This is a genomic window from Streptomyces brasiliensis (assembly GCF_014647875.1).
In the GTDB taxonomy this organism is placed as follows: Bacteria; Actinomycetota; Actinomycetes; order Streptomycetales; family Streptomycetaceae; genus Streptomyces; species Streptomyces brasiliensis.
The window spans coordinates 201731-223881 of sequence record NZ_BMQA01000005.1 but is presented as its reverse complement, the minus strand read 5'-3'; the positions used below and the strand labels follow the sequence as shown (position 1 = coordinate 223881).

Here is a 22151-nt window from a genome sequence, read left to right as displayed (position 1 = left end):
TGCCCAATCGGCGGCCGGACCGGGAGAAACGCAGGTCAGTGCGTGTGGTGCGATGCGTCACGCGGGTCACTCGACCACGTGTTTGCCCTCCGGTCTTGCACTGCACGAGGCCCGGAAGGCGCAGTGCGCGCAGTGCTGCCCCGAGGTCGGCGTGAACCGTTCGTCGAGGACCTTGCCGGCCGCCGTCGCCAGCAGGTCGCCGACCCACTCCCCCTCCAGCGGCGCCTGGGCCTGCACCTTGGGCAGCGTCTCGCCGCCGTCCCGCTGGGCGGCACCCTGCCTGAGGTGGACCAGTTCGGCGCCGCCCGGCTCGGGCCGTACGCCGTCGAAGGCGTCGTCGACGGCGCCCTCGCGGACGGCGAGCTGGTAGACGGCCAGCTGCGGATGGCGGGCCACCTCGGCCGCGCTGGGCGCCTGCTTGCCGGTCTTGAAGTCGACGACGTAGGCGCGGCCCTCGCCGTCCTCCTCGACGCGGTCCATCTGGCCGCGGATGCGCACTTCGTAGTCGCCGGCCTCGAGGGTGACGTCGAAGTCGTGCTCGCTGGCCACCGGTGTGCGCGCCCGGTTGGAGTCGACGTGCCACTTCAGGAAGCGTTCGAGCGCCACGCGCGCGTTGGCCTTCTCCTGCGCCGACTTCCAGGGCGCGTCGAAGGCGAGCGCGTTCCACACGGACTCCAGGCGCTCCATCAGCACGGCGAGGTCGGCGGGGGTGCGCCCGGAGGCGACCTCGTCGGCGAGGACGTGCACGACGTTGCCGAAGCCCTGGGCGGTGGTGGAGGGCGCGTCGGCCTTCACCTCACGGCCCAGGAACCACTGCAGGGCGCAGGTGTTGGCCAGCTGGTCGAGGGCGCTGCCGGAGAGTACGACGGGCTGGTCGCGGTTGCGCAGCGGCACCTTGCTCTCGGTCGGCTCGAACATGCCCCACCAGCGGTAGGGGTGCGCGGACGGCACCAGGGGGCGGCCGTCCTCGTCCGCGAGCGCGGCCAGCCGGGCCAGCCGGCGGGCGGCGGCCTCGCGCAGGGCGGCGGACGCGCGCGGGTCGACGGTCGTGGCGCGCAGCTCGGCGACGAGCGCGGCCACCGACAGGGGGCGGCGGGGCCTGCCGGTGACGTCCTGGGGTTTGACGCCCAGTTCCGTGAGGAACCGGGAGGGCTGGTCACCGTCGTCCGCGGGGGCCTTCACCGCGGTGACGACCAGGCGTTCACGCGCGCGCGTGGCGGCGACGTAGAACAGGCGGCGCTCCTCGGCGAGCAGCGCGCCTGGGGTGAGCGGTTCGGCGAGTCCGTCGCGTCCGATGCGGTCGGCCTCCAAGAGGGAGCCGCGGCGCCGCAGGTCCGGCCACAGACCCTCCTGGACACCGGCGACGACGACCAGGCGCCACTCCAGGCCCTTGGCACGGTGCGCGGTCATGAGGCGTACGGCATCGGGGCGTACCGTCCGCCGGGCGAGCGTGTCGGCGGCGATGTCCTCGGCGTCGATCTCCTCGAGGAAGTTGAGGGCGCCCCGGCCTCCGATGCGCTCCTCCGCGCGCGCGGCGGTCGCGAACAGCGCGCACACGGCGTCCAGGTCGCGGTCGGCGTTGCGGCCGGCGGCACCGCCGCGCCGGGCGAGCCGCTCCAGCCTGGCGGGCCACGGCGTGCCGTCCCACAGATCCCAGAGGGCCTCCTCGGCCGTGCCGCCGCCCGCGAGGCGCTGCCGGGCCTTGCGCAGCAGGCCGCCGAGGCGCTGGGCACCCCGGGCGTACGCGGGATCGTGCGCGACCAGCCGCTCCGGCTCGGCGAGCGCCCGCGCGAGCAGGTCGTCCGAGGGCGGCGGCAGCGGGTTGCCGGCCGCCCGCTCCTCCTCGCGCAGGGCCCGGCCGAGGCGGCGCAGATCGGCGGCGTCCATGCCGGCGAGCGGCGAGGTGAGCAGGGTGAGCGCGGTCTCGGTGTCGAGCCACGGGGTGTCCGGGACGGGTTCCTCCGGCGCGGGGCGCGATGCGGCTTCCGCCGTCGCGACCGCCCTGAGGGCGGTGAGAAGCGGCGCCACCGCCGGTTCGTGGCGCAGCGGCAGGTCGTCGCCGTCTATGTCCAGCGGCACGCCGGCGGCCGTCAGGGCGCGGCGGACCACGGGAATGGTGCGTGCTCCGGCGCGCACCAGGACGGCCATCTCACTCCAGGCCACGCCGTCCTCGAGATGCGCTCTGCGGACGATGTCGGCGATGTTGTCCAGCTCCGTGCCGGGCGTGGGGTAGATGTGCACGTCGACGCGGCCGCCGTCCCGTACCGGGGTGAGGTCGCGGTGGGCGCGCACCTTGTCGGCGGGCAGGCGGGTCAGGGGCATGCGCTGGGTCAGCAGACGGGTCGCGGCGAGCAGGGCGGCGCCGGAGCGGCGGGAGGTGCGCAGGACCTCGACGGGGGCCGGGCGGCCGTCCGCGCGTGGGAAGGCCGACGGGAAGTCGAGGATGCCGTTCACGTCGGCGCCGCGGAACGTGTAGATCGACTGGTCGGGGTCGCCGAAGGCGACGAGGGTGCGGCCGCCGCCCGCCAGCGCGTGCAGGAGGCGCACCTGGGCCGGGTCGGTGTCCTGGTACTCGTCGACGTACACGGCGTCGTACTGGCCGGCCAGCCGCTCGGCGACCTGCGGGCGGCGGGCGAGCAGCACGGCACGGTGGACGAGTTCCGCGTAGTCGAGGACGCCCTGCAGGTCGAGCACGTCGAGGTACTCGGCGAGGAACGCGGCCGCCGCCCGCCAGTCCGGGCGGCCGATGCGGCGGGCGAACGCGTCCAGGGCCCCGGGGCCCAGGCCCAGTTCCCGGCTGCGGGCGAGGACCGCGCGGACCTCGTCGGCGAAGCCCCTCGTGGTCAGGCAGGCGCGCAGCTCGTCCGGCCAGCGCACATGGGTCAGGCCGAGCCGTTCCAGGTCGGGCTGGCCCGCGAGCAGCTCGCGGACGGTCACATCCTGCTCGGGGCCCGAGAGCAGACGCAGCGGCTCCACGAACAGCTCGCTGTCCTGGTGGGCGCGGACCAGGGCGTAGCAGTACGAGTGGAAGGTGGTCGCCCGGGGCGCGCGGGCGGCGCCGACGCGCAGGGCCATGCGGTCGCGGAGTTCGACGGCGGCCTTGCGGCTGAAGGTCAGCACCAGGATCCGCTCGGGGTCCGCGCCGCGGGCGATCCGCGCAGCCACGGACTCGACGAGCGTGGTGGTCTTGCCGGTGCCCGGACCCGCCAGTACGAGAAGCGGTCCGGACCCGTGGTCAACCACCGCGCGCTGAGCGGCGTCCAGACGAAGGGGATCGGGTCGGTCCGGCGGAGTACGGACCAGTCGGTAAGCGCCACGGTTCCCCTGCCGCACCTGAGGGTGCGGCAGGCGCTCGGTGGAAGAAGAGGAGCTCACGTGGTTCGCCGGTCCTGGTGCTTGTGCTCGGGGCTGTCTCTGTCGGCGCGATGCGCCGCCGTCGGGGGACGGCCGGGTGTCGGGTGGGCGGGCCACCGCGCGTGGAAGGCGGTGACCGCGGGGTGAGCGGGACACGTGCAGCCGACGCTACGCCGGTGAACGGGACGGAAGCAGGGCTTCCGATTCTTCCCTCGCGGCACTCGCGCCACGCGCGTCCCACGACTCTCGAACGTACGGCATGCCACGCACGTCCCCTGTGTCCCCCGTACGGGCCACACGCTCCCCTCTCGGGGGTCCGATGGCGGAAGCTGTCAGGTGTGACCCTCCGCGCCCGCGCCGCCGTCCCACCTGGCCCGCTTCATGTCGAGTCGCGGCAGGTGGCCGTCGGCGGCCCTGCCCGCCACCTTCAGCGGGGTGCCCTCCGCGCGGTAGCGTTCGAGGGCGCGCAGTTCGTGCCCCGGGAGCAGGACCCCGTCGGCGCGCACCACGCGCCACCACGGGACGGCGCCGCCGTAGAGGGCCATCACGCGTCCGACCTGGCGCGGACCGCCCTCCTCCAGCCACTCGGCGACGTCCCCGTACGTCATGACCCGCCCCGGCGGGATCCGCTCGGCGACGTCGAGGACCCGCTCGGCATACTCCGGCAGCGCGTCCCCGTCCTCGCCGGTGTCATCCGGAAGCCTCTCCTCGCTCATTCGCCCCATCCTGCCCCACCCCACCGACAACGTGACTCCCGCGGCGCCACGTCTCCGCCTCGCCCTTCAGCGGCGCTTCCGGCAGACTGTGCGCCCCCGCACTTGCACCCTGACGTCACCGTGTGTCGGTGGGGCATGCCACCATCGTGCGGGCGGTGACAGGTGATACGAGACCAAGAAGAGACGATGAAACAGCAGGGTGTGCACCCCGAAGGCGCGGAGGGCACCTCTGACGCCGGGGCGCGCCCGGACGCCGCCGACCCGCGCGCGAAGGACTCCGCCGGCTCGCCCGTGAACGACTCCTCGGGCAAGCCCACCAAAACCGAGCGTCCCGCACCGGACACCGACTGTCCCGAGGAAGCGCACGTCGACGAGGTCGAGGGCGACGAACCGCTCCTCCCCGCGCGCGTGCACCGTCCCTCCGACCTGATGCGGCTCCTGGTGGGCGTGCTCGCCATCGCCGTCCTGCTCGCCATCGCCGCCTTCGCCCACGGCACCACCTCGGGTCTCGAACAGGACATCAACAAGGGCACGGGCCAGGCGCCCGACCTGCTGATCAAGATCGCGGGGCTGGCGTCCAGCATCGCGATCCTGCTCGTGCCGGTCGCTTTCGCCATCGAGCGGCTGATCAAGCGGGACGGGCTGCGCATCGCCGACGGCGTGCTCGCGGCGGTCCTCGCGCACGGGGTGACCCTCGCCACCGACCTGTGGGTCGCCAGAGCCGCCCCGGACTCGATCCAGGAGGCGCTCACCCAGCCCTCCCCCGGGGACATCCACGCCCTGACCGACCCGGTGCACGGCTATCTCGCGCCCGTCATCGCGTACATGACGGCCGTCGGCATGTCCCGCAGACCGCGCTGGCGTGCCGTGCTGTGGATCGTGCTGCTGCTCGACGCGTTCTCCATGCTGGTCACCGGCTACACGACGCCGTTCTCGATCATCCTGACGGTGCTGATCGGCTGGACCGTCGCCTACGGCACCCTGTACGCGGTGGGCTCGCCCAACGTCCGGCCCACGGGACAGACCCTGCTGGCGGGACTGCGACACGTCGGCTTCCACCCCGTCGGCGCGGCGCGCGAGGAGGCCGCCGACACCGAGAACGGCGACCGCGGACGGCGCTACTTCGTGACCCTGGAGGACGGCCCGCCGCTGGACGTCACCGTCGTCGACCGGGAGCAGCAGGCCCAGGGCTTCTTCTACCGCGCGTGGCGCAATCTGACGCTGCGCGGCTTCGCCACCCGCAGCAGCCTCCAGTCCCTGCGCCAGGCGCTGGAGCAGGAGGCCCTGCTGGCGTACGCCGCCATCGCGGCCGGCGCGAACGCCCCCAAGCTGATCGCGACCTCCGAGCTGGGGCCCGACGCCGTCATGCTCATCTACGAGCACACCGGCGGCCGCACCCTGGACTCGCTGGCCGACGACGAGATCACCGACGAACTGCTGCACAACACCTGGCACCAGGTGCGCGCCCTGCAGTCCCGGCGCATCGCGCACCGCAGGCTGGCGGGCGACGCGATTGTGGTGGATCGTTCCGGGGCGGTGATCCTCACCGACCTGCGCGGTGGCGAGATCGCGGCCGGTGATCTGCTGCTGCGCATGGACGTCGCCCAGCTCGTCACCACACTCGGGCTGCGGGTCGGCGCGGAGCGCGCCGTGGCCTCCGCGGTGGGCGTCCTCGGCCCCGACGCCGTCGCCGACTGTCTGCCGATGCTCCAGCCGATCGCCCTGACGCGCTCCACGCGCGCGACGCTGCGCCGACTCGCACGCGAGCGTGCCCAGCGCGAACGCGAGGCCGTCCTGGAGGCTTCCCGGCAGGCCAAGCTCGCCCGGCTCGAGGAAGCCTCGGAGGACACCCGGACCGCGCTGGAGAATCCCGACAAGAAGACGGTGCGTGCCGAGCAGCGGGCCGAGAAGCGGGCCATCGACGAGGCGCTGGAGGAGGCCCGCGAGGAGGACCTGCTCACGCAGATCCGGCACCAGGTGCTGCTCATCAGGCCGCAGGCGCCCGTGGAACCGGCCCGTCTGGAGCGGGTGCGGCCACGCACGCTGATCAGCTTCATCGCCGGCGCCATCGGCGCGTACTTCCTGCTGACGCAGCTCACGCACATCGAGTTCGGCACCCTGTTCGCGCAGGCCCAATGGGGCTGGCTCATCGCGGCGGTGCTCTTCTCGGCGCTCAGCTATGTGGCCGCGGCCATGGCGCTGCTCGGGTTCGTGCCCGAGCGGGTGCCGTTCCTGCGCACCGTGGCCGCTCAGGTCGCCGGGTCGTTCGTGAAGATCGTCGCACCGGCCGCCGTCGGCGGTGTCGCCCTCAACACCCGCTTCCTGCAGCGCTCGGGCGTGCGGCCCGGGCTGGCGGTGGCGAGCGTCGGTGCCTCGCAGCTGTTCGGACTCGGCTGTCACATCCTGATGCTGCTGTCCTTCGGCTATCTGACCGGCACCGAGAAGACGCCGTCCCTGTCGCCGTCCCGCACGGTCATCGCGGGTCTGCTGACGGTGGCGGTGCTGGTGCTCGTGGTGACCTCGGTGCCGTTCCTGCGGAAATTCCTCGTCACGCGCGTGAGGTCGCTGTTCGCGGGTGTCGTCCCGCGCATGCTCGACGTGCTGCAGCGGCCGCAGAAGCTGGTCACCGGCATCGGCGGCATGCTGCTGCTGACCGCCTGCTTCGTGATGTGCCTGGACGCGTCGATCCGCGCGTTCGGCGACGAGTCGACATCCCTGAGCATCGCCAGCGTCGCGGTCGTCTTCCTCGCCGGCAACGCCCTCGGGTCCGCGGCGCCGACCCCGGGCGGCGTCGGCGCGGTGGAGGCCACCCTGACGGTCGGTCTGATCGCCGTCGGCCTCCCCAAGGAGGTCGCCGCACCGGCCGTGCTGCTGTTCCGGCTGCTCACGCTGTGGCTGCCCGTGCTGCCCGGCTGGCTGGCCTTCAACCACCTCACGCGCAAGGGCGCCCTGTAGGGCCGTACCTCTTACGGCCCGTGCCCCGAGCGCCCCGCCGTGCGCGACCGCAGGATGGGTTCATGCCGAACCCATCCCGGATCCGCGCCGCCCTGACCGCCGCCGTCCTGCTGCCCTCGCTGCTCGTGGGCTGCGGCGACGGCTCCAGGAACGAGGACCTGACGGCGCAGAAACTGGACTGGAAGGACTGCCCGGCCCCATCCCAGGCGGAGGGTGGCGGCACTTCCCCGTCCCCGCTGCCGGGCGGCGGCTCATGGCAGTGCGCCACCCTGAAGGCGCCGCTCAACTGGAGCGACCCCAAGGGCGACACCATCGGGCTGGCCCTGATCCGGGCCCGGGCCAGCGGCCCCGCGAGCAAGCGGATCGGCTCGCTCGTCTTCAACTTCGGCGGACCCGGCGGCAGCGGTGTCACCACGCTGCCCGCCTTCGGCGAGGACTACGCGACGCTGCGCACCCGCTACGACCTGGTGAGCTTCGACCCGCGGGGCGTCGGGCGCAGTGCCCCCGTGGAGTGCAAGAGCGACGCGCAGCTCGACGTGTTCTTCCAGCAGGACGCGACGCCCGACAACAGCGCCGAGCGCACCCAGCTCCTGGACCGCACCAGGAATTTCAACGCGGCCTGCGAGAAGAACTCGAAGAAGATCCTGCCGCACGTGCGCACCACCGACGCGGCCCGTGACATGGACCTGATGCGCCAGGTCCTCGGGGACAGCAAGCTGCACTACTTCGGCATCTCGTACGGCACCGAACTGGGCGGTGTCTACGCCCACTTGTTCCCCAAGAACGTCGGCCGGGCCGTGTTCGACGCCGTCGTGGACCCCACGCAGAACCCCGAACAGAGCTCCCTCGCGCAGGCGAAGGGCTTCCAGCTCGCGCTCGGCAACTTCGCCGAGGACTGCACGTCGAAGACGACGGAGTGCCCGATCGGGAACACCCCGCAGGACGTCAAGGACCGTATCGCCAAGCTGCTCGCGGACCTCGAGAAGAAGCCGATCCCGGGCATCTTCCCGCGCGAGCTGACCCAGACCGCCGCTACCAACGGCATCGCGCAGTCCCTGTACTCCAAGGACTTCTGGGAGTACCTCACCGAGGGCCTGCAGGACGCTTACGACGGCGACGGAAAGATCCTGATGCTGCTGTCCGACTCGATGAACGGCCGCAGCGAGAACGGCGAGTACAGCAACATCATGTCGGCGAACGTGGCCATCAACTGTTCCGACGAGAAGCCGCGTTACAGCGCCGGCTTCGTCCAGCAGAGGCTGCCCGAGTTCCGCGCCGCCTCCCCTCTGTTCGGGGACTACCTGGCCTGGGGCATGGTCACCTGCACCGACTGGGCGGTGCCGGGCGCCGCCGACCATCCCGATGTGAGTGCGCCCGGATCGGCGCCGATCCTCGTCGTGGGCAACACCGGCGACCCGGCGACTCCCTTCGAGGGGGCGCGGAAGATGGTGGAAGCGCTCGGCAAGGGAGTCGGCGTCGAGCTGACGTACAAGGGGCAGGGGCACGGCGCCTACGACAGCAAGAACAAGTGCGTGCAGAGCGCCGTGAACGGCTATCTGCTCGACGGCAAGGTGCCCGCGGCCGGGACGGTCTGCTCCTGACTCACCCCCGAATTCCGGAAAACTCGCAGGTCAAAAGGTTATCCACAGGCGACGATCGGCTCGGCTCGATCCGCCTACTATGGCCTGACCGCTCTCCGCCGGATGCGCGGAGGGCTTGCGAGGGGGGTTGGGCATGTCGCGTTTCGTGCGGTGGACGGCCGCGGTCGCCGCGGCCGTGCTGCTGGCCGGGTGCGGTGGTGGTTCGTCCGGCGGGGACGAGGACGAGGGGAAGGGCGGGTCCGGCGCTCCGGCGACGTCACCCGCCGCCACGTCCGCCGACCTGCCCTCCTCTCTCACCTCGCAGAAACTCGACTGGGGTCGCTGCAAGGGCACGGCGGACACGGCCGCGCCGGGCGGCGACTGGCAGTGCGCGACGCTCAAGGTCCCGCTGGACTGGGCACATCCGGACGGCGCGACCATCGGCCTCGCGCTGATCCGGACCCGCGCCACCGGAAGCGACCGCATCGGCTCGCTCCTGTTCAACTTCGGCGGACCGGGCGGCTCGGGCGTGTCGACGATGCCGTACTACGCCGCCACGGTCTCCCAACTGCGCGAGCGCTACGACCTCGTGAGCTGGGACCCGCGCGGCGTCGGCGCCAGTGAGGGCATCCGCTGCCGCAGTGACCGGGACATCCGGGCCGCCGAGACGATCGACGCCACCCCGGACACCCCGGCCGAGGAGAAGGCGTACTTCCAGGACGCCGCCGACTTCGGCAAGGGCTGCGAGCGGGCGGCCGGCACGCTGATGGCCCATGTCTCGACGACCGACACGGCCCGCGACATGGACCTGATGCGCCAGGTGCTGGGCGACACGACGATGCACTACTTCGGCATCTCGTACGGCACCGAACTGGGCGGCGTGTACGCCCACTTGTTCCCGAAGAACGTGGGGCGGACGGTCCTCGACGCGGTGGTCGACCCGGCCGCCGACTCGGTGGGCCACGCCGAGAACCAGGCCAGGGGGTTCCAGCGGGCCCTCGACGACTACCTCAAGTCCACGGGCCAGGACCCGAAGCAGGGCTCGCAGAAGATCGCCGCCCTGCTGAAGCGGATCGACGCGGAGCCCTTGTCCACCTCGTCGGGCCGCAAGCTGACCCAGAGCCTCGCGGTCACCGGCATCGTGCTGCCCCTGTACAGCAAGGCCAGCTGGCCGACGCTGACCAGTGCCCTGAAGTCCGCGGAGGAGGGTGACGGTTCGGGGCTGCTGTCGCTGGCCGACAACTACAACGAGCGTGACTCCTCGGGCCACTACGGCACGACGGCCCACGCACAACGGGTCATATCGTGCTTGGACGACAAGCAGCGGCCCACGCTCGCGGAGACGAAGAAGCTGCTGCCGGAGTTCGAGAGGATCTCACCGGTGTTCGGGGACTTCCTCGGCTGGGACACGGCCGGGTGGTGCCACGACTGGCCGGTGGCCGGGCAGTACGACACCCCGGAGGTCGGCGCGCCGGGCGCGGCGCCGATCCTGCTGGTCGGCAACACCGGGGACCCCGCGACGCCGTACGAAGGGGCCCGCAGGATGGCCGACGAACTGGGCAAGGACGTCGGTGTGGAGCTGACCTGGAAGGGCGAGGGTCACGGGGCGTACGGCAACGGGAGCGACTGCGTGGACTCGACGGTGAACGCGTATCTGCTGGACGGGACGGTGCCGAAGGACGGCAAGGTCTGCTCGTAGCGCCGGACGCCCGCGAGCAACTCCGGGCAGCGCGAAGGGGCCCGGCACACCAGGTGCCGAGCCCCTCCGGGGCCGGGGAAGGCCCGTGTCTAGTAGACCGGCTTGGTCGGCTCGATCTGGTTGACCCAGCCGATCACACCGCCGCCGACGTGCACGGCGTCCGCGAAGCCCGCGGACTTCAGCACGGCGAGGACCTCGGCACTGCGGACACCCGTCTTGCAGTGCAGGACGATCTTCTTGTCCTGCGGGAGGGTCTCCAGGGCGCTGCCCATGAGGAACTCGTTCTTCGGGATCAGCTTGGCACCCGGGATGGAGACGATCTCGTACTCGTTCGGCTCGCGGACGTCGATGATCTCGATGTTCTCGCCGTCGTCGATCCACTCCTTGAGCTGCTTGGGAGTGATCGTGGAGTCGGCGGCCGCCGCCTGGGCCTCCTCGGAGACGACGCCACAGAAGGCCTCGTAGTCGATGAGCTCGGTGACGGTCGGGTTCTCGCCGCAGACCGCGCAGTTCGGGTCCTTGCGGACCTTGACCTGGCGGTACTGCATCTCCAGGGCGTCGTAGATCATCAGCCGGCCGACCAGCGGCTCGCCGGTGCCGGTGAGGACCTTGATCGCCTCGGTGACCTGGATGGAGCCGATGGACGCGCACAGCACGCCCAGGACGCCGCCCTCGGCGCAGGACGGGACCATGCCCGGGGGCGGGGGCTCCGGGTAGAGGCAGCGGTAGCAGGGGCCGTGCTCGGACCAGAAGACCGAGGCCTGGCCGTCGAAGCGGTAGATCGAGCCCCATACGTACGGCTTGTTCAGCAGCACGCAGGCATCGTTGACCAGGTAACGGGTCGCGAAGTTGTCCGTGCCGTCGACGATCAGGTCGTACTGGCTGAAGATGTCCATCACGTTGTCGGCCTCGAGCCGCTCCTCGTGAAGGATCACGTCCACGTACGGGTTGATGCCCTTGACACTGTCGCGGGCGGACTCGGCCTTGGACCGGCCGATGTCGGACTGGCTGTGGATGATCTGGCGCTGCAGGTTCGACTCGTCGACCTCGTCGAACTCCACGATGCCGAGCGTGCCCACGCCGGCCGCGGCCAGGTACATCAGCGCCGGCGAGCCCAGGCCGCCGGCGCCCACACAGAGCACCTTGGCGTTCTTCAGCCGCTTCTGCCCGTCCATCCCCACGTCGGGGATGATCAGGTGGCGGGAGTACCTGCGGACCTCGTCTACGGTGAGCTCAGAAGCTGGCTCGACCAGGGGTGGCAGCGACACGGGGACTCCGTTGGTCGGTCAATCACTACGGTTGTTCTGTGTGTAACACTGCCATGGCCTTCTTCATTCCGAGACACCCGTTCCGACCCGCGAGACGATTTCGTCCCAGTAACCGGGCATGGTCCCCCAAGGGTCGGTGCGCCCGCCGCGATCGGTGTGGTCGGTGAAGTAGATCGTGGCGGCTCCCTGCCAGCGCGCGATGCGCAGCGCCTCCTCGAGGTGACCGCGGGGCACACCGTGCACGAAGTGGCAGAAGCGGTCCGGCGGATAGTCCGCGGTCCACTCGGCCACCTGCGACCAGCGGTACTCGGTCCAGGGGCCGGAGAAGGTTACCAACTGGTCGGCGTTCTCGGCGTAGCCCGCATGGGGATGGCTGCCGTGGCCGAGGACGATGTGGGCATTGTCACGCAGGGCCCGCAGCGCGGTGACGGCGTGCCGGACCTCGGGGAGCGCGCCGCGCTCGGTGGGACAACGGTTCAGAAGGAAGCCGTCGACGCGGTACCAGTCGACGTAGAGCCGCGCGTCGGACAGGAGGTCGATCACGGGCCGGGCGCCGTACGCCGTGTCGAGGTGGCCCAGGACACGGACACCGGCGTTGCTCAGCCGCCCGGCCGCCTCCAGGCAGTGCGGGTCGGGGCGGGTGCCGGGGCCGTCCGCGACGTTGAGGGCGACCCAGTGCAGAGGTGTGCCGGGCCGGGTGAGCTCGGCCCATTCGGCGGGGGCGACGAGGGGGTGGGCGTAGCCGGGGATGCCGAAGGCGGTGCTGAGTCCTGTGCTCGTGGCGCTCGGTTTGGTGCTGGTCAGATGCGGCATGCCGCCTCCATCCAGATGTCTGCGAGGGATTCTTCGAGGTTGATCCGGGGGCGCCAGCCGAGCCGGTCGCGTGCGGTGCGCACGTCGGCCTGCTGCCAGCTGCCGCAGCCGTCGGGGTACGGGTACGCGACCGGGGCCGCGTGGTCGGATTCGCTGCGGGGGTGGCCGATGGATGCCCGCAGCGGGCCGGGAGGTCCGTCGAGTTCGTGCAGGGTGCCCCCGTATCCGGCGACGCGGGCGAGGACGGCGGCGGCGTCCCGGAGACGGACGGCACGGCCCGAACCGATGTTGATGACGCCCTGCGCGGCGGAGAGAGAGGCCGCGTGCACGGCGCGCGCGACGTCGCGGACGTCGATGAAGTCGCGCTGGGCGCCCAGGCCGCCGAGCTTGAGTTCACCGTCGCCGGACTGCATGGCACGGCGCATGGCCTCGGCGAGCCTGCCGAGCGGGGAGCCCGCCGGGGTGCCGGGTCCGGCGGGTGAGAACACCCTCAGGATGACGGCGTCCAGGCCCGAGCCCAGGACGAGTTCGGTGGCGGCGAGTTTGCTGACGCCGTACGGGCCTCCGGGGCGGGGTACGGCGTCCTCGGCCGTGGAGGAGCCCGGCTGGCTCGGACCGTACTCGGCGCTGCACCCGATCTGCACCAGACGGGCTCCGCAGCCGCTGCGGCGCAGGGCCTCGCAGACGGTGGCGACGGCGACGGTGTTGTGCCGGGTGAGTTCGCGGGCGCCGCCGCGGGTGGCGCCGGCGCAGTTGACGACGACACCGGGGTGGACCGCGTCCAGGAAGCGGGTGAGCGCGCCGGGGCTGCCGCTGGCGAGGTCGAAGCGGACGTCGGCGTCGTCACCGCGGCCGAGTGCGGTGAGCTGGACGGCCGGGTCGGCGAGCAGGCGGTCGGCGACGAAGCGGCCCAGGTAGCCGTTGGCTCCGATCAGCAGGACCCTCATCGGGCGGCTCCCGGGGTGTGCGCGCCGGCCGCTCCGGTGGCTCCGGATGCTCCGGATCGGGAGGTGGTCATCTGGTCTTCTCCTTCAAAGGCGTGATGCGGTTGCCTCCGGCTGCGGGGCCGGTCGCCTGCGGCAGGGGGCGGGTGTGGTCCTGGAGGTGGCTTCCGCTCGGCGGGGGCGGGTGCCCCGGTGCGGGTGCCCTCCGAGCGCGGGCCGGTGCGGGCGTGTTCATGTCTGCTCTCCCGTCGGCGCGTGGGCCGAGGCCCGGGACAGGGCGCGGGTCGCGTGCCACAGCAGCGTCAGTGCGGCCGCCGCGCAGGCGAGCGTCGGGACGCCGCCCGCGCCCCAGTGGTCCACGAGGGTCTGGACCGCCACGGCCAGGAAGGAGCACCCGGGGAGGTGGCCGATGAGGACCAGTCCGGGCGCCAGTGCCTCGGCGCCGGCGGCAGCGGCGAGGGCGAGGAAGGCCGTATGAGGTTGGTGGTGGACGGTCAGAAGGCGGGCCAGCAGGAGGAGAGCGCCCAGCGCGAGGGTCTCGGGGTAGAGCGCGGGCTCGTCCAGGGCCGTGCCGGACAGGGCGGCGAGGGCCGCGAGAGCGCACAGGAACAGGGCGAACGTGCCGAGCAGCAGCGGCTGTACGGCGGCGGAGAACTCCTCCAGGCCACGGCTCGCCGCGAGCCTGCGGCGCGCGTACGCGGCGAAGAGGTGGGCGCTCCAGGCCGCGGGGGCGCAGGCCAGGGTGAGGGCCAGGACGGGTGCGGCGGTCAAGGGCCAGGGGCCGTCGGTGGTGCCGTTCGGCAGGTCGTCGGGGCCGCCTGCCAGGACGGCCCCGAGCAGACCGTCGCCGAGGAGGGCGTAGGCGAGGAGCCACCAGGTCCACGCGCGTGTGTGAGCAGTGGAGCGCCACGCGTGCGTGCCGGGTGGGACGGCGAGCGGGCCCCGGCGGAATGCCGCGCGCACGCCGATGCTCACGGCGAGGACGCCGCCGGCGGCCACGAAGAAGCGGGTGCGGCCGTGGGTGAGGTGCAGCCCGGCCACGGTTGCCGCGCACAACACGCCGGGAAGGAGGGCGAGCAGGGCCCAGTCGGCGCGGGCGCGGGGAGCGGCGGCGGGTGTGGGGCGAGGGCGCGGCTCGGCGTCGCGGGGTACGCGCGCGTACATCTCCTCGGCGAGGGAGAAGACGTCGCGGTGGCGGAAGCGGGCGGCGGTGCGGTCGGTGACACCGTGGGCCTCGAGCCCGGCCGCGATCTCCAGCGGGTCCACGGCGCGTTCGCACAGCTCGCGGTGACGGTGCATCAGCGATTTCACCGGGTCGGCCGCACCGCGCCGGGCGGCGGGTCTGCGGTCCTTGCCGTCTTCCGGGTCGGCCGCGGGGCTCGTGCGCGCCGCCGCGTCGGCCTCGGCGGGAACACCCGGGTCGCGAGGAGACTCCGTCTCGTCAGCGAGGTCCGCGTCGCCGTCCCCCGCCAGCCACTCCTCGGATCGCGTGTCCCACGCGCCGGTGCTGCCCGGGGTCCCGGGGGGGTCGAGTTCGCCCAGGCCGGTCATCGGGCGCCCTCCGAGGTCGCGAGGCGAGCGCCCCGTACCGGCGTGTCGGAGGCCCAGCCGGGGCCGCCGCGGGCGACGGCGCGCGCCGGGGACCCGGTCCAGCGCCCGGGGATGTGCGCCTCGGCGGGAGCGGCGAACGGAAGGGGCTCACCGGCGTCGTCGAGGACGACGCGGCGTACCGGGCAGTGCGCGACGATCTCCAGGTAAATGCTGTGAAATGCCGTGATGTTCTGCTCGACCGTGAACAGTTCGAGCGCACGAGCGCGGGCGGCGGCGCCCAGGCGCTCGCGGCGCTCCGGGTCGCGCATCAGTGCCACGCACGATTCGGCGAGCGCTCGCGGATTGCGGGGGGGCACGACGAGTCCGGTGCCGCCGATGACCTCCACCACCGCTCCGACGTCCGTGGAGACCGTCGCGCGGCCGCAGAACATGGCCTCGACCAGGCTGATCGGGAAGCCCTCGACGACGCTGGACAGCACGACCACGGCACCCGAGGCGTAGGCGTCGGCGAGGGTCGGGGCCTCCGGGGCACCGATCTCCTCGAAGGACACGGGGTTGTCGCCGACCGCGTGGACGCCCTCGGCCTCGTCGGGGAAGAGCTGTGCGGCGAGCGCACGGCAATGGCCCAGGTACGCCCGCCCCTCGGCGCCGGCCGGGGCACCGAGGATCCGCAGGCGGGCCTTGGGTTCGGCCCGGCGCACCTCCGCGAAGGCGTGCAGCAGCGACACCAGGTCCTTGGCGGGCTCGACCCGGCCGACCCAGACGAGGGTGTCCGGGTCGCCGCGGTCCGGGGCCTCGCCGACCTCGGCGAAGCGGGAGGCCTCCATGCCCGGGTGGACGGTGCGGATCCTGGCGCGGTCGGCGCCGCAGCGCTCCTGCCAGCGGCGTGCGTGCGCGTTGCCGGGCGTGAGGATCGCGGCGCGCTGGTAGACCTCGCCGACGAGCCTGCGGTGAAAGGCGGCGAGCAGCGCCCGTACGGACGGGGCGTCCTCGGCGGCGCCCGCGGCCAGGTAGTGCGAGCGCAGTTGCACGCCGTACTCCGTCACCAGCAGGGGCACTCCGCAGAAGTGGCGGGCTAGCAGGCCGGACAGGGCCGCCGGGCCGCCTGCCGTCGCGTGGCACAGGTCGGCCGAACCGAGGCCGTCGTCCTCGTACCAATCGAGGGAGAGGGGGCGCAGAGCGCGTTCGAGGAGAGCGGCGACGGTGAGCAGTTCGGGCACGCGCGCCTCGCGCGCGGCGCGCAGGGCGGCGGGTGCGCGGCAGGCGCGCTCCAGTGCGCGTACGGCGGTCTCGGAGCGCAGCGCTCCCACCAGTCCGCCCTCGTCGCGGGCCAGTTCGGCGAGCCCGTACAGCGCGCCGGCGAAACGGTCCGCCTGGTCATCGGAGCCGGCGCAGACCGCGCCGGCGAGCTCCTCGTAGCATTCGGCGAAGCGCCGGCGTGCGCGGCGCCCGTGGCCGGCGCCGTCGTCGTCGGCGGTCCACAGTGGTGCCGTGCGCACCCGCGTGACGTGCGGCGGGAGCGGGATCCAGCCCTCGTCCTCCTGGCGCCGGGTACGGCTGAGCGCGTAGATGTCGAACTCGTGCTGCCCGAGCCCGCGCACGAGCCGGTCGCACCAGAGCCTGGCGTCACCGCTCACATACGGATAGCCACCCTCCGTAAGCAGTCCGATGCGCACGTGTGCACCCCCGATCTCCCGTATGGGGAGCCGCCGTTGTCCCGGCGGCTCGCAGCGGGACGAACGTATGCGGACAAGGCGGTGGTGCGATGGACGGTTGTCCATCGCACCACCAAAAGGGGTGAACGGTCGTAACTTTCCCGTGCGGATTGCGTTCGGTCGCGCTAGGAGATCATGTGCGTACAGATCGTCACATCGCGTGCCCGCCCGAGCCTATGCCGCGGCCAACTCCCGCCGTGCCGCCCGCCGCCGGGCCGCGACCTCGGGGTCGAGGGCGGGCACGGCGGCCAGGAGCTGCTTGGTGTAGGGGTCCTGAGGGGAGTCGTACACCTCGTCGGCGGGGCCCTCCTCGACGACGCGGCCCTTGCGCATCACCGCGACCCGGTCGCTGACCTGGCGGACGACGGCGAGGTCGTGCGCGACGAAGACCAGTGCCAGCCCGAGTTCCTTCTGCAACTCGCCCAGCAGGGCGACCACCTGGGCCTGGGTGGTGACATCCAGCGCGGAGACGGGCTCGTCGCAGACGATGACGTGCGGGTCGGCCGCGAGCGCCCGCGCGATACCCACGCGCTGGCGCTGTCCGCCGCTGAACTCGTGGGGATAGCGGCCGTAGTGCGCCCCCTCGAGTCCCACCCGCTCCAGCAGCTCCGTCACGCGCCTCCTGATGCGCCCCTCGTCGCGCTCTCCTCGCGCGCGCAGCGGGTCGGCGATGGACTCCCCCACGCTGCGGCGGGGGTTGAGGGAGGAGACGGGGTCCTGGAACACCATCTGCACGGCCGGGTTCACGCCGGTGTGTGCCTGTCCTTCGTAGCGGATCGCGCCCGCCGTCGGCTCCAGCAATCCGACCAGCATGCGGCCCAGGGTCGTCTTGCCGCTGCCGCTCTCGCCCACGATGCCGAGGGTCTCGCCCCGGCGGATCGTCAGCGACACGTCGTCCACGGCCGCGAGCGCCCGCTTCCCCCGCCCGAACTCGCGCCGCACGCCGGTGGCTTCCAGGACGACCTCGTCGGTCGCCTGTGAGCCGGTGCGCGGTACGTCCACGCGCGGGACGGCGCCGAGCAGTTCGCGGGTGTACGCGTGCGACGGCGATCCCAGGACGGCGGAGACCCGACCGTGTTCGACCACCCGCCCGTGCCGCATGACGAGCACCTCGTCGACGCTCTCGGCGGCGACGCCCACGTCATGGGTGACGAGCAGCAGGCCCATGCCGGTCTCCTCGCGCAGGGTGTGCAGCAGATCGAGGATCTGGGCCTGGACGGTGACGTCCAGCGCGGTGGTCGGTTCGTCGGCGATCAGCAGGTCCGGTTCGCAGGCGAGCGCCATGGCGATCAGGGCGCGCTGGCGCATGCCTCCGCTGAACTCGTGCGGGCGGGAACGGGCCCGCCGCCGCGCGTCCGGGATGCCGACCTGCTCGAGGACCTCGACGGCACGCGCGCGTGCCGCCCGTCGCGAGGCACGCGTGTGCACGCGATAGACCTCCGCGATCTGGTCGCCGATCGCGTAGTACGGATCGAGCGACGACAGCGGGTCCTGGAAGACCATGGCGGCCTTTCCGCCGCGCAACCGCCGCAACTCCTCGTCGGAGGCGCCCTGTACGTCGGTGCCGGCGACGTGGACCGAGCCGCCGACCCGGGCCCCGGTGCCGTGGTGCAGCCCCAGCAGTGCGGAGGCGACCGTGGACTTGCCGGAGCCGGACTCGCCGACCAGGGCCAGGGCGGCACCGCGCTCCAGCCGGAACGACAGTCCGTCCACGGCCCGCAGGGACCCGAACTCGACGGTCAGGTCCGTGACTTCCACCAGGCTCATGCGAGCACCACCCGTCGGTCGGCCACCGCGTACAGCACGTCCGCGACGGCGTTGGCGAGGACCACGAAGAAGCCGGTGACGAGCACGAGGCCGACCACCACCGGCAGGTCCTCGGTCCGCACCGAGTCCACGAGGCTCTTGCCGAGCCCGGGTATGCCGAAGAGCGACTCGGTGAGCACCGCGCTGCCGAACATCGTCCCCAGGTCCAGCGCGGACAGCGCGATGATCGGCGGCACGGCGCCGCGCAACGCGTGCCGCCCGATGATGGAGCGCTCGCGGACGCCGTAGGCGCGGAAGGTGCGCACATGGTCCTCGGCGAGCGTCTCCAGGAGGGAACTGCGGGTCAGCCGGGAGTACTTGGCGCTCTCCAGGATGGCCAGAGAGAGCCAGGGCAGCACGAGGTTCCACGCCCACTGCTCGGGGTCGTCGGTCAGCGGAACGTACGACGGGAAGGGCAGCCAGCCGAGTACGGAGACGAACAGCAGCATCAGCAGGATGCCGATGATGAAGACGGGCACGGCGTTGCCCGCCAGGGTCAGCGCGGTCAGCACGCGCTCGGTGAGCCCGCCGTGGCGCAGCGCCGAGAGCAGACCGGTGGCGATACCGAGGATCAGCCACAGCACCATCGCGCCGAGGGCGAGGGAGGCGGTGGCCGGCAGGCGCTGGGCGAGCAGCGAGGTGACCTGTTCACCGTTCTGGTACGAGAAGCCGAGGCACGGCGCGCCGCAGTGCTCGGTCCCGACGCCGGTGCTGATGTCCGTACCGGCGAACAGACCCTGCAGGAAGTGGGCGTACTGCACATAGACCGGGTGGCCGAGGCCGAGCTGGGCGCGCACCTGGTCGACCTGGGCGGTGGTGCACTTGGGTCCGCAGGCCAGCCGGGCGGGGTCGCCGGGCAGGACGTAGAACAGCGCGTAGATCACGATGCTCAGCACGAGGAGGACCAGCAGCGCCCCCAGCAGCCTGCGCAGCGCGAACCGGGCGAAGAGCGTCATGCCCGCGCCTCCTTGCGCCGCCGTGCGCGGCCCCGCACCCGGCTGGCCGCGCGCGGGTCGAGAGCGGTGCGGACTCCGTCGCCGAGCGTCGTGAAGGCGAAGACGGTGACGAAGATCAGCCCGGCGGGCAGCAGCACGTAGGCCGGGTCGGCCTCGTACCAGGTGGTGGCCGTGGACAGCATCTGCCCCCAGGAGGGGGTGGGCGGCTTCACTCCGATACCGAGGAAGGACAGTCCCGCCTCAGAGGCGATGTTGCTCGGCACCAGCAGCGCCGTGTACGTAGCCACGGGTGCGGCGAGTGACGGCAGCAGTTCACGGCGCGCGATGCGCCACCGGCCGGCGCCGCCGAGCCGGGCCGCGGCCACGTAGTCCAGGGACTTCAGGGTCAGGGTCTGGGCGCGGACGATGCGGGAGGTGCCGCCCCAGCCGAGCAGGCCGAGGACGAGCACCAGCAGGACCGGGCGCGGGAAGCCGGCGGGAACGATCGCAAGCAGCGCGATGGCGAAGACCAGCGAGGGCAGCGCCAGCATGACGTCGGTGGTCCGGCTGAGCAGGTTGTCCAGGAAGCGGTTGCCGAGTCCGGCGGCGAGGCCGACGCCGACCCCGAGGACCACCTGGACGACGGTGGCGGCGAGGCCGACGCCGAGCGAGATCCGAGCGCCGTACACGAGCCGGGCGAACAGGTCGCGGCCGGTGCCGGGTTCGACGCCGAGCCAGTGGTCGGCGCCGATGCCCCCGAAGGAGCCGAGCGGGACCCCGCCGAGGGCGGAGTCGACGGCATCGGCGTGGTACGCGTCCGGGTCCTGCCCTTCCAGGGCGGCGAGCAGGGGAGCGGCGAGCGCCATGACAGTGAGGAGAACGATCACGGAGGCGCCGGCGAGGGCGGCGCGCTGGGCGCGCAGCCGTCGCCAGACCTGCCGGGCGCCGTCAGAGGGTCGGTGGTCGTCACTTGACCGCGACCTGCGCGACGTCGAGGACACCGGTCCAGTCGCTGATGACGACGTTCTTGACGTCCTTGCCGAACAGGCGCTTGTAGACCGGGTGCACCAGCGGCACGGTCAGCGCCTGCTCGCCGATCTTCTTGTCCAGTGCGCCCCAGCGCGTGGCGGCGGCCTGAAGGTCGGTCAGCTTGTTGATCTCGTCGATCTCCTTGTTGACGGCCGTGTCGTCCAGCTGGGCGCCGTTGAAGTTGTAGCCGTCCTTGACGATCTGGCGGCCGTCGAAGATCGGGGCGAGGAACGGACCGCCGGACGGCCAGTCGGCGCCCCAGCCGGTGAGGAAGAAGCCGGGCTCGGTCTTGACGCTGTGGATCTTCTCGCTGTAGGCGCTGGACTCCAGCCCCTGCAGCTTGACGGTGATCCCGGCCTTCTTCAGTGCGTCCTGCAGGGCGGTGGCGACCTCGGGGCCCTGCTCGTCACCCGCGCTGCTGTCGTGGGTGAGGGTGACCGTCAGGCCCTTGGCGTAACCGGCCTCCTTGAGCAGCTCCTTCGCCTTGGCCGCGGTGCCGCTCTCGCCCGCCGGGAAGGGGTCGTACGGCGTGTAGCCGAAGGCCTTCTGGTCGGGCAGGAAGGTGGTCGCGGGCTTGGCGAGAGAGGAGCCGCCGAGCGCGTTGACCACGGTGCTGCGGTCGACGGCGTAGGCGATGGCCTGACGCACCTTGGGGTTGTCGAACGGCTTCACCTTCGGGTTGAAGGCGATGTAGTCGGTGTAGCCGAACTGGCCGGTGCCGACGCGGGCGGCCAGCTGCTTGTCGCCGGTGATCTTGGCGAGCTCGGCGGCGGTGAGGTTGGTGTCGGTCGTGACGGCGGCGGCGTCCTTGCCCGCACCGGCCGACAGCCGCTGGTTGATGACAGCCCCGTCGAGACCGGACTGGACGTCGATGCGATCGGGATAGGCCTTGCGCTCGGCGTCGGTCTTCGGGTCCCAGTAGGTGTTGCGCTCCAGGACCAGGTGCTGGCCGTCGTTCTGGTTCGAGACGACCTTGTACGGGCCGGAGGAGTACGGGTGGTTCTCGTACTTGGTGCCGGTGTCCTTGTCCTTCGGCACCGGGGCGAAGGAGGTCTGGGTGGCCAGGAACGGGAAGTCGCCCTCGGGCTTGTTCAGACGGAAGACGATGGTCTTGTCGTCCGGCGTCTCGATGGAGTCCAGGCCCTTCTTGTCCTTGTAGGGGCCCTGGTAGTCCTTGCCGCCGATCAGCCAGTCGCGCAGGTAGGGGGCACCGCCGGAGAGTTCGGCGGCGAAGGAGCGCTCGATGCCGTACTTGATGTCGGCCGTGGTGATGGGCGTGCCGTCCTCGAACTTCAGCCCGTCCTTGAGGTGGTACGTCCACACGGTGGCGTTCTTGCTGGGCGTGCCCAGGTCGGTGGCCAGGTCCGGGACCACCTTGGCGCCGGCGGCGCCGTTCTCCCGGTTGCGGGTGGTGAGGGTCCGGAAGACCAGTCCGGGCACGTTTCCGCCGCCGGAGGTGTACAGGCGGGCCGGGTCGAAGTCCTCCTGCGGGGAGGTGTTCAGGACGGTCAGTGTGCCGCCCTTGTGGGGCGCGGAGTCGCCACCGGCGGCACCCTTGACATCGTTGTCCTTCGGGCCGCAGGCGACGGCGCCCGCTGCCACGACCAGGCCGACGGATGCCGCTGCCAAGCGGCGCGCTGTGACGGACGGTTGACGCATGGGAATGACGACCTCTCGGGGTAGCTCTCAAGTCCGTGTCTCACGGTCATCTCGGATGGCGAGACAAATGGACGAAGGGTGAGACGAAAGTGAACAGACGTCTGCCCCGGCGCCGGGTCGTCGGAAA

14 protein-coding genes are annotated in these 22151 nt (G+C 72.1%); 3 read left to right on the top strand and 11 right to left on the bottom strand.

Annotated elements, in window-relative coordinates; all coding sequences use genetic code 11:
• Positions 1-66 precede the first annotated feature (66 nt).
• Together IEZ19_RS10405 and IEZ19_RS10400 are read right to left on the bottom strand one after the other, a co-directional pair.
• Complete coding sequence (locus IEZ19_RS10405; RefSeq protein ID WP_189310832.1) at positions 67-3375, bottom strand: ATP-dependent helicase; 3309 nt, start codon at positions 3373-3375, stop codon at positions 67-69.
• A gap of 311 nt (positions 3376-3686) precedes the next feature.
• The gene (locus IEZ19_RS10400; RefSeq protein ID WP_189310831.1) at positions 3687-4070 is read right to left on the bottom strand and encodes an MGMT family protein; all 384 of its coding nucleotides are present in this window, start codon (positions 4068-4070) and stop codon (positions 3687-3689) included.
• A 186-nt stretch (positions 4071-4256) separates the two neighbouring features.
• Here IEZ19_RS10400 and IEZ19_RS10395 point away from each other — a divergent pair, with 186 nt between their 5' ends.
• The 3 genes from IEZ19_RS10395 (at position 4257) to IEZ19_RS10385 (ending at position 10304) form a co-directional block, all read left to right on the top strand.
• A complete protein-coding gene (locus IEZ19_RS10395; RefSeq protein WP_189310830.1) occupies positions 4257-7025 on the top strand; it encodes a lysylphosphatidylglycerol synthase domain-containing protein in 2769 nt (922 codons plus the stop codon).
• A 62-nt stretch (positions 7026-7087) separates the two neighbouring features.
• Positions 7088-8626 (top strand): alpha/beta hydrolase, encoded by a 1539-nt coding sequence (locus tag IEZ19_RS10390; RefSeq protein WP_189310829.1) that lies wholly within the window; start codon positions 7088-7090, stop codon positions 8624-8626.
• Between the two features lie 133 nt (positions 8627-8759).
• Positions 8760-10304: an alpha/beta hydrolase gene (locus IEZ19_RS10385; RefSeq protein WP_189310828.1), complete on the top strand. Its 1545-nt coding sequence runs from the start codon at positions 8760-8762 to the stop codon at positions 10302-10304.
• 89 nt (positions 10305-10393) lie between these two features.
• Here the strand turns inward: IEZ19_RS10385 and moeZ are convergent, their stop codons facing one another.
• The 9 genes from moeZ to IEZ19_RS10340 all read right to left on the bottom strand — a co-directional run bounded on the left by moeZ (position 10394) and on the right by IEZ19_RS10340 (position 22024).
• Positions 10394-11572 (bottom strand): adenylyltransferase/sulfurtransferase MoeZ, encoded by a 1179-nt coding sequence (gene moeZ, locus IEZ19_RS10380; RefSeq protein WP_189310827.1) that lies wholly within the window; start codon positions 11570-11572, stop codon positions 10394-10396.
• A 63-nt stretch (positions 11573-11635) separates the two neighbouring features.
• Entirely contained in the window at positions 11636-12385 is a 750-nt protein-coding gene (locus tag IEZ19_RS10375; protein ID WP_189310826.1) for a spherulation-specific family 4 protein, read from the bottom strand.
• A complete protein-coding gene (locus IEZ19_RS10370) occupies positions 12373-13332 on the bottom strand; it encodes an NAD-dependent epimerase/dehydratase family protein (protein ID WP_189310825.1) in 960 nt (319 codons plus the stop codon). The genes IEZ19_RS10375 and IEZ19_RS10370 overlap by 13 nt, the downstream gene beginning before the upstream one ends.
• 228 nt (positions 13333-13560) lie before the next feature.
• Complete coding sequence (locus IEZ19_RS10365; RefSeq protein WP_189310824.1) at positions 13561-14880, bottom strand: hypothetical protein; 1320 nt, start codon at positions 14878-14880, stop codon at positions 13561-13563.
• Positions 14877-16556: a GT4 family glycosyltransferase PelF gene (pelF, locus tag IEZ19_RS10360; RefSeq protein ID WP_229840156.1), complete on the bottom strand. Its 1680-nt coding sequence runs from the start codon at positions 16554-16556 to the stop codon at positions 14877-14879. Before pelF ends, IEZ19_RS10365 begins: the two co-directional genes overlap by 4 nt.
• A 213-nt stretch (positions 16557-16769) precedes the next feature.
• A complete protein-coding gene (locus IEZ19_RS10355) occupies positions 16770-18362 on the bottom strand; it encodes a dipeptide ABC transporter ATP-binding protein (protein WP_189310822.1) in 1593 nt (530 codons plus the stop codon).
• Positions 18359-19357 carry an ABC transporter permease gene (locus IEZ19_RS10350; RefSeq protein ID WP_189310821.1) on the bottom strand — a complete coding sequence of 333 codons (999 nt, stop codon included), beginning with the start codon at positions 19355-19357 and terminating at the stop codon, positions 18359-18361. The genes IEZ19_RS10355 and IEZ19_RS10350 overlap by 4 nt, the downstream gene beginning before the upstream one ends.
• Positions 19354-20337, bottom strand: coding sequence for an ABC transporter permease (locus IEZ19_RS10345; protein ID WP_229840154.1), 984 nt, complete (start codon positions 20335-20337; stop codon positions 19354-19356). The genes IEZ19_RS10350 and IEZ19_RS10345 overlap by 4 nt, the downstream gene beginning before the upstream one ends.
• Positions 20303-22024, bottom strand: a complete 1722-nt coding sequence (locus tag IEZ19_RS10340) for an ABC transporter substrate-binding protein (RefSeq protein ID WP_189310820.1) — start codon at positions 22022-22024, stop codon at positions 20303-20305. Before IEZ19_RS10340 ends, IEZ19_RS10345 begins: the two co-directional genes overlap by 35 nt.
• Positions 22025-22151: the final 127 nt, after the last annotated feature.

Bases quoted from the DNA above. Each gene is read 5' to 3' on its own strand.
- IEZ19_RS10385 (WP_189310828.1), top strand. From the start codon at position 8,760: ATGTCGCGTTTCGTGCGGTGGACGGCCGCGGTCGCCGCGGCCGTGCTG.
- IEZ19_RS10375 (WP_189310826.1), bottom strand. From the start codon at position 12,385: ATGCCGCATCTGACCAGCACCAAACCGAGCGCCACGAGCACAGGACTC.
- IEZ19_RS10400 (WP_189310831.1), bottom strand. From the start codon at position 4,070: ATGAGCGAGGAGAGGCTTCCGGATGACACCGGCGAGGACGGGGACGCG.
- IEZ19_RS10355 (WP_189310822.1), bottom strand. From the start codon at position 18,362: ATGAGCCTGGTGGAAGTCACGGACCTGACCGTCGAGTTCGGGTCCCTG.
- IEZ19_RS10395 (WP_189310830.1), top strand. From the start codon at position 4,257: ATGAAACAGCAGGGTGTGCACCCCGAAGGCGCGGAGGGCACCTCTGAC.
- IEZ19_RS10390 (WP_189310829.1), top strand. From the start codon at position 7,088: ATGCCGAACCCATCCCGGATCCGCGCCGCCCTGACCGCCGCCGTCCTG.
- IEZ19_RS10350 (WP_189310821.1), bottom strand. From the start codon at position 19,357: ATGACGCTCTTCGCCCGGTTCGCGCTGCGCAGGCTGCTGGGGGCGCTG.
- IEZ19_RS10340 (WP_189310820.1), bottom strand. From the start codon at position 22,024: ATGCGTCAACCGTCCGTCACAGCGCGCCGCTTGGCAGCGGCATCCGTC.
- IEZ19_RS10370 (WP_189310825.1), bottom strand. From the start codon at position 13,332: ATGAGGGTCCTGCTGATCGGAGCCAACGGCTACCTGGGCCGCTTCGTC.
- IEZ19_RS10365 (WP_189310824.1), bottom strand. From the start codon at position 14,880: ATGACCGGCCTGGGCGAACTCGACCCCCCCGGGACCCCGGGCAGCACC.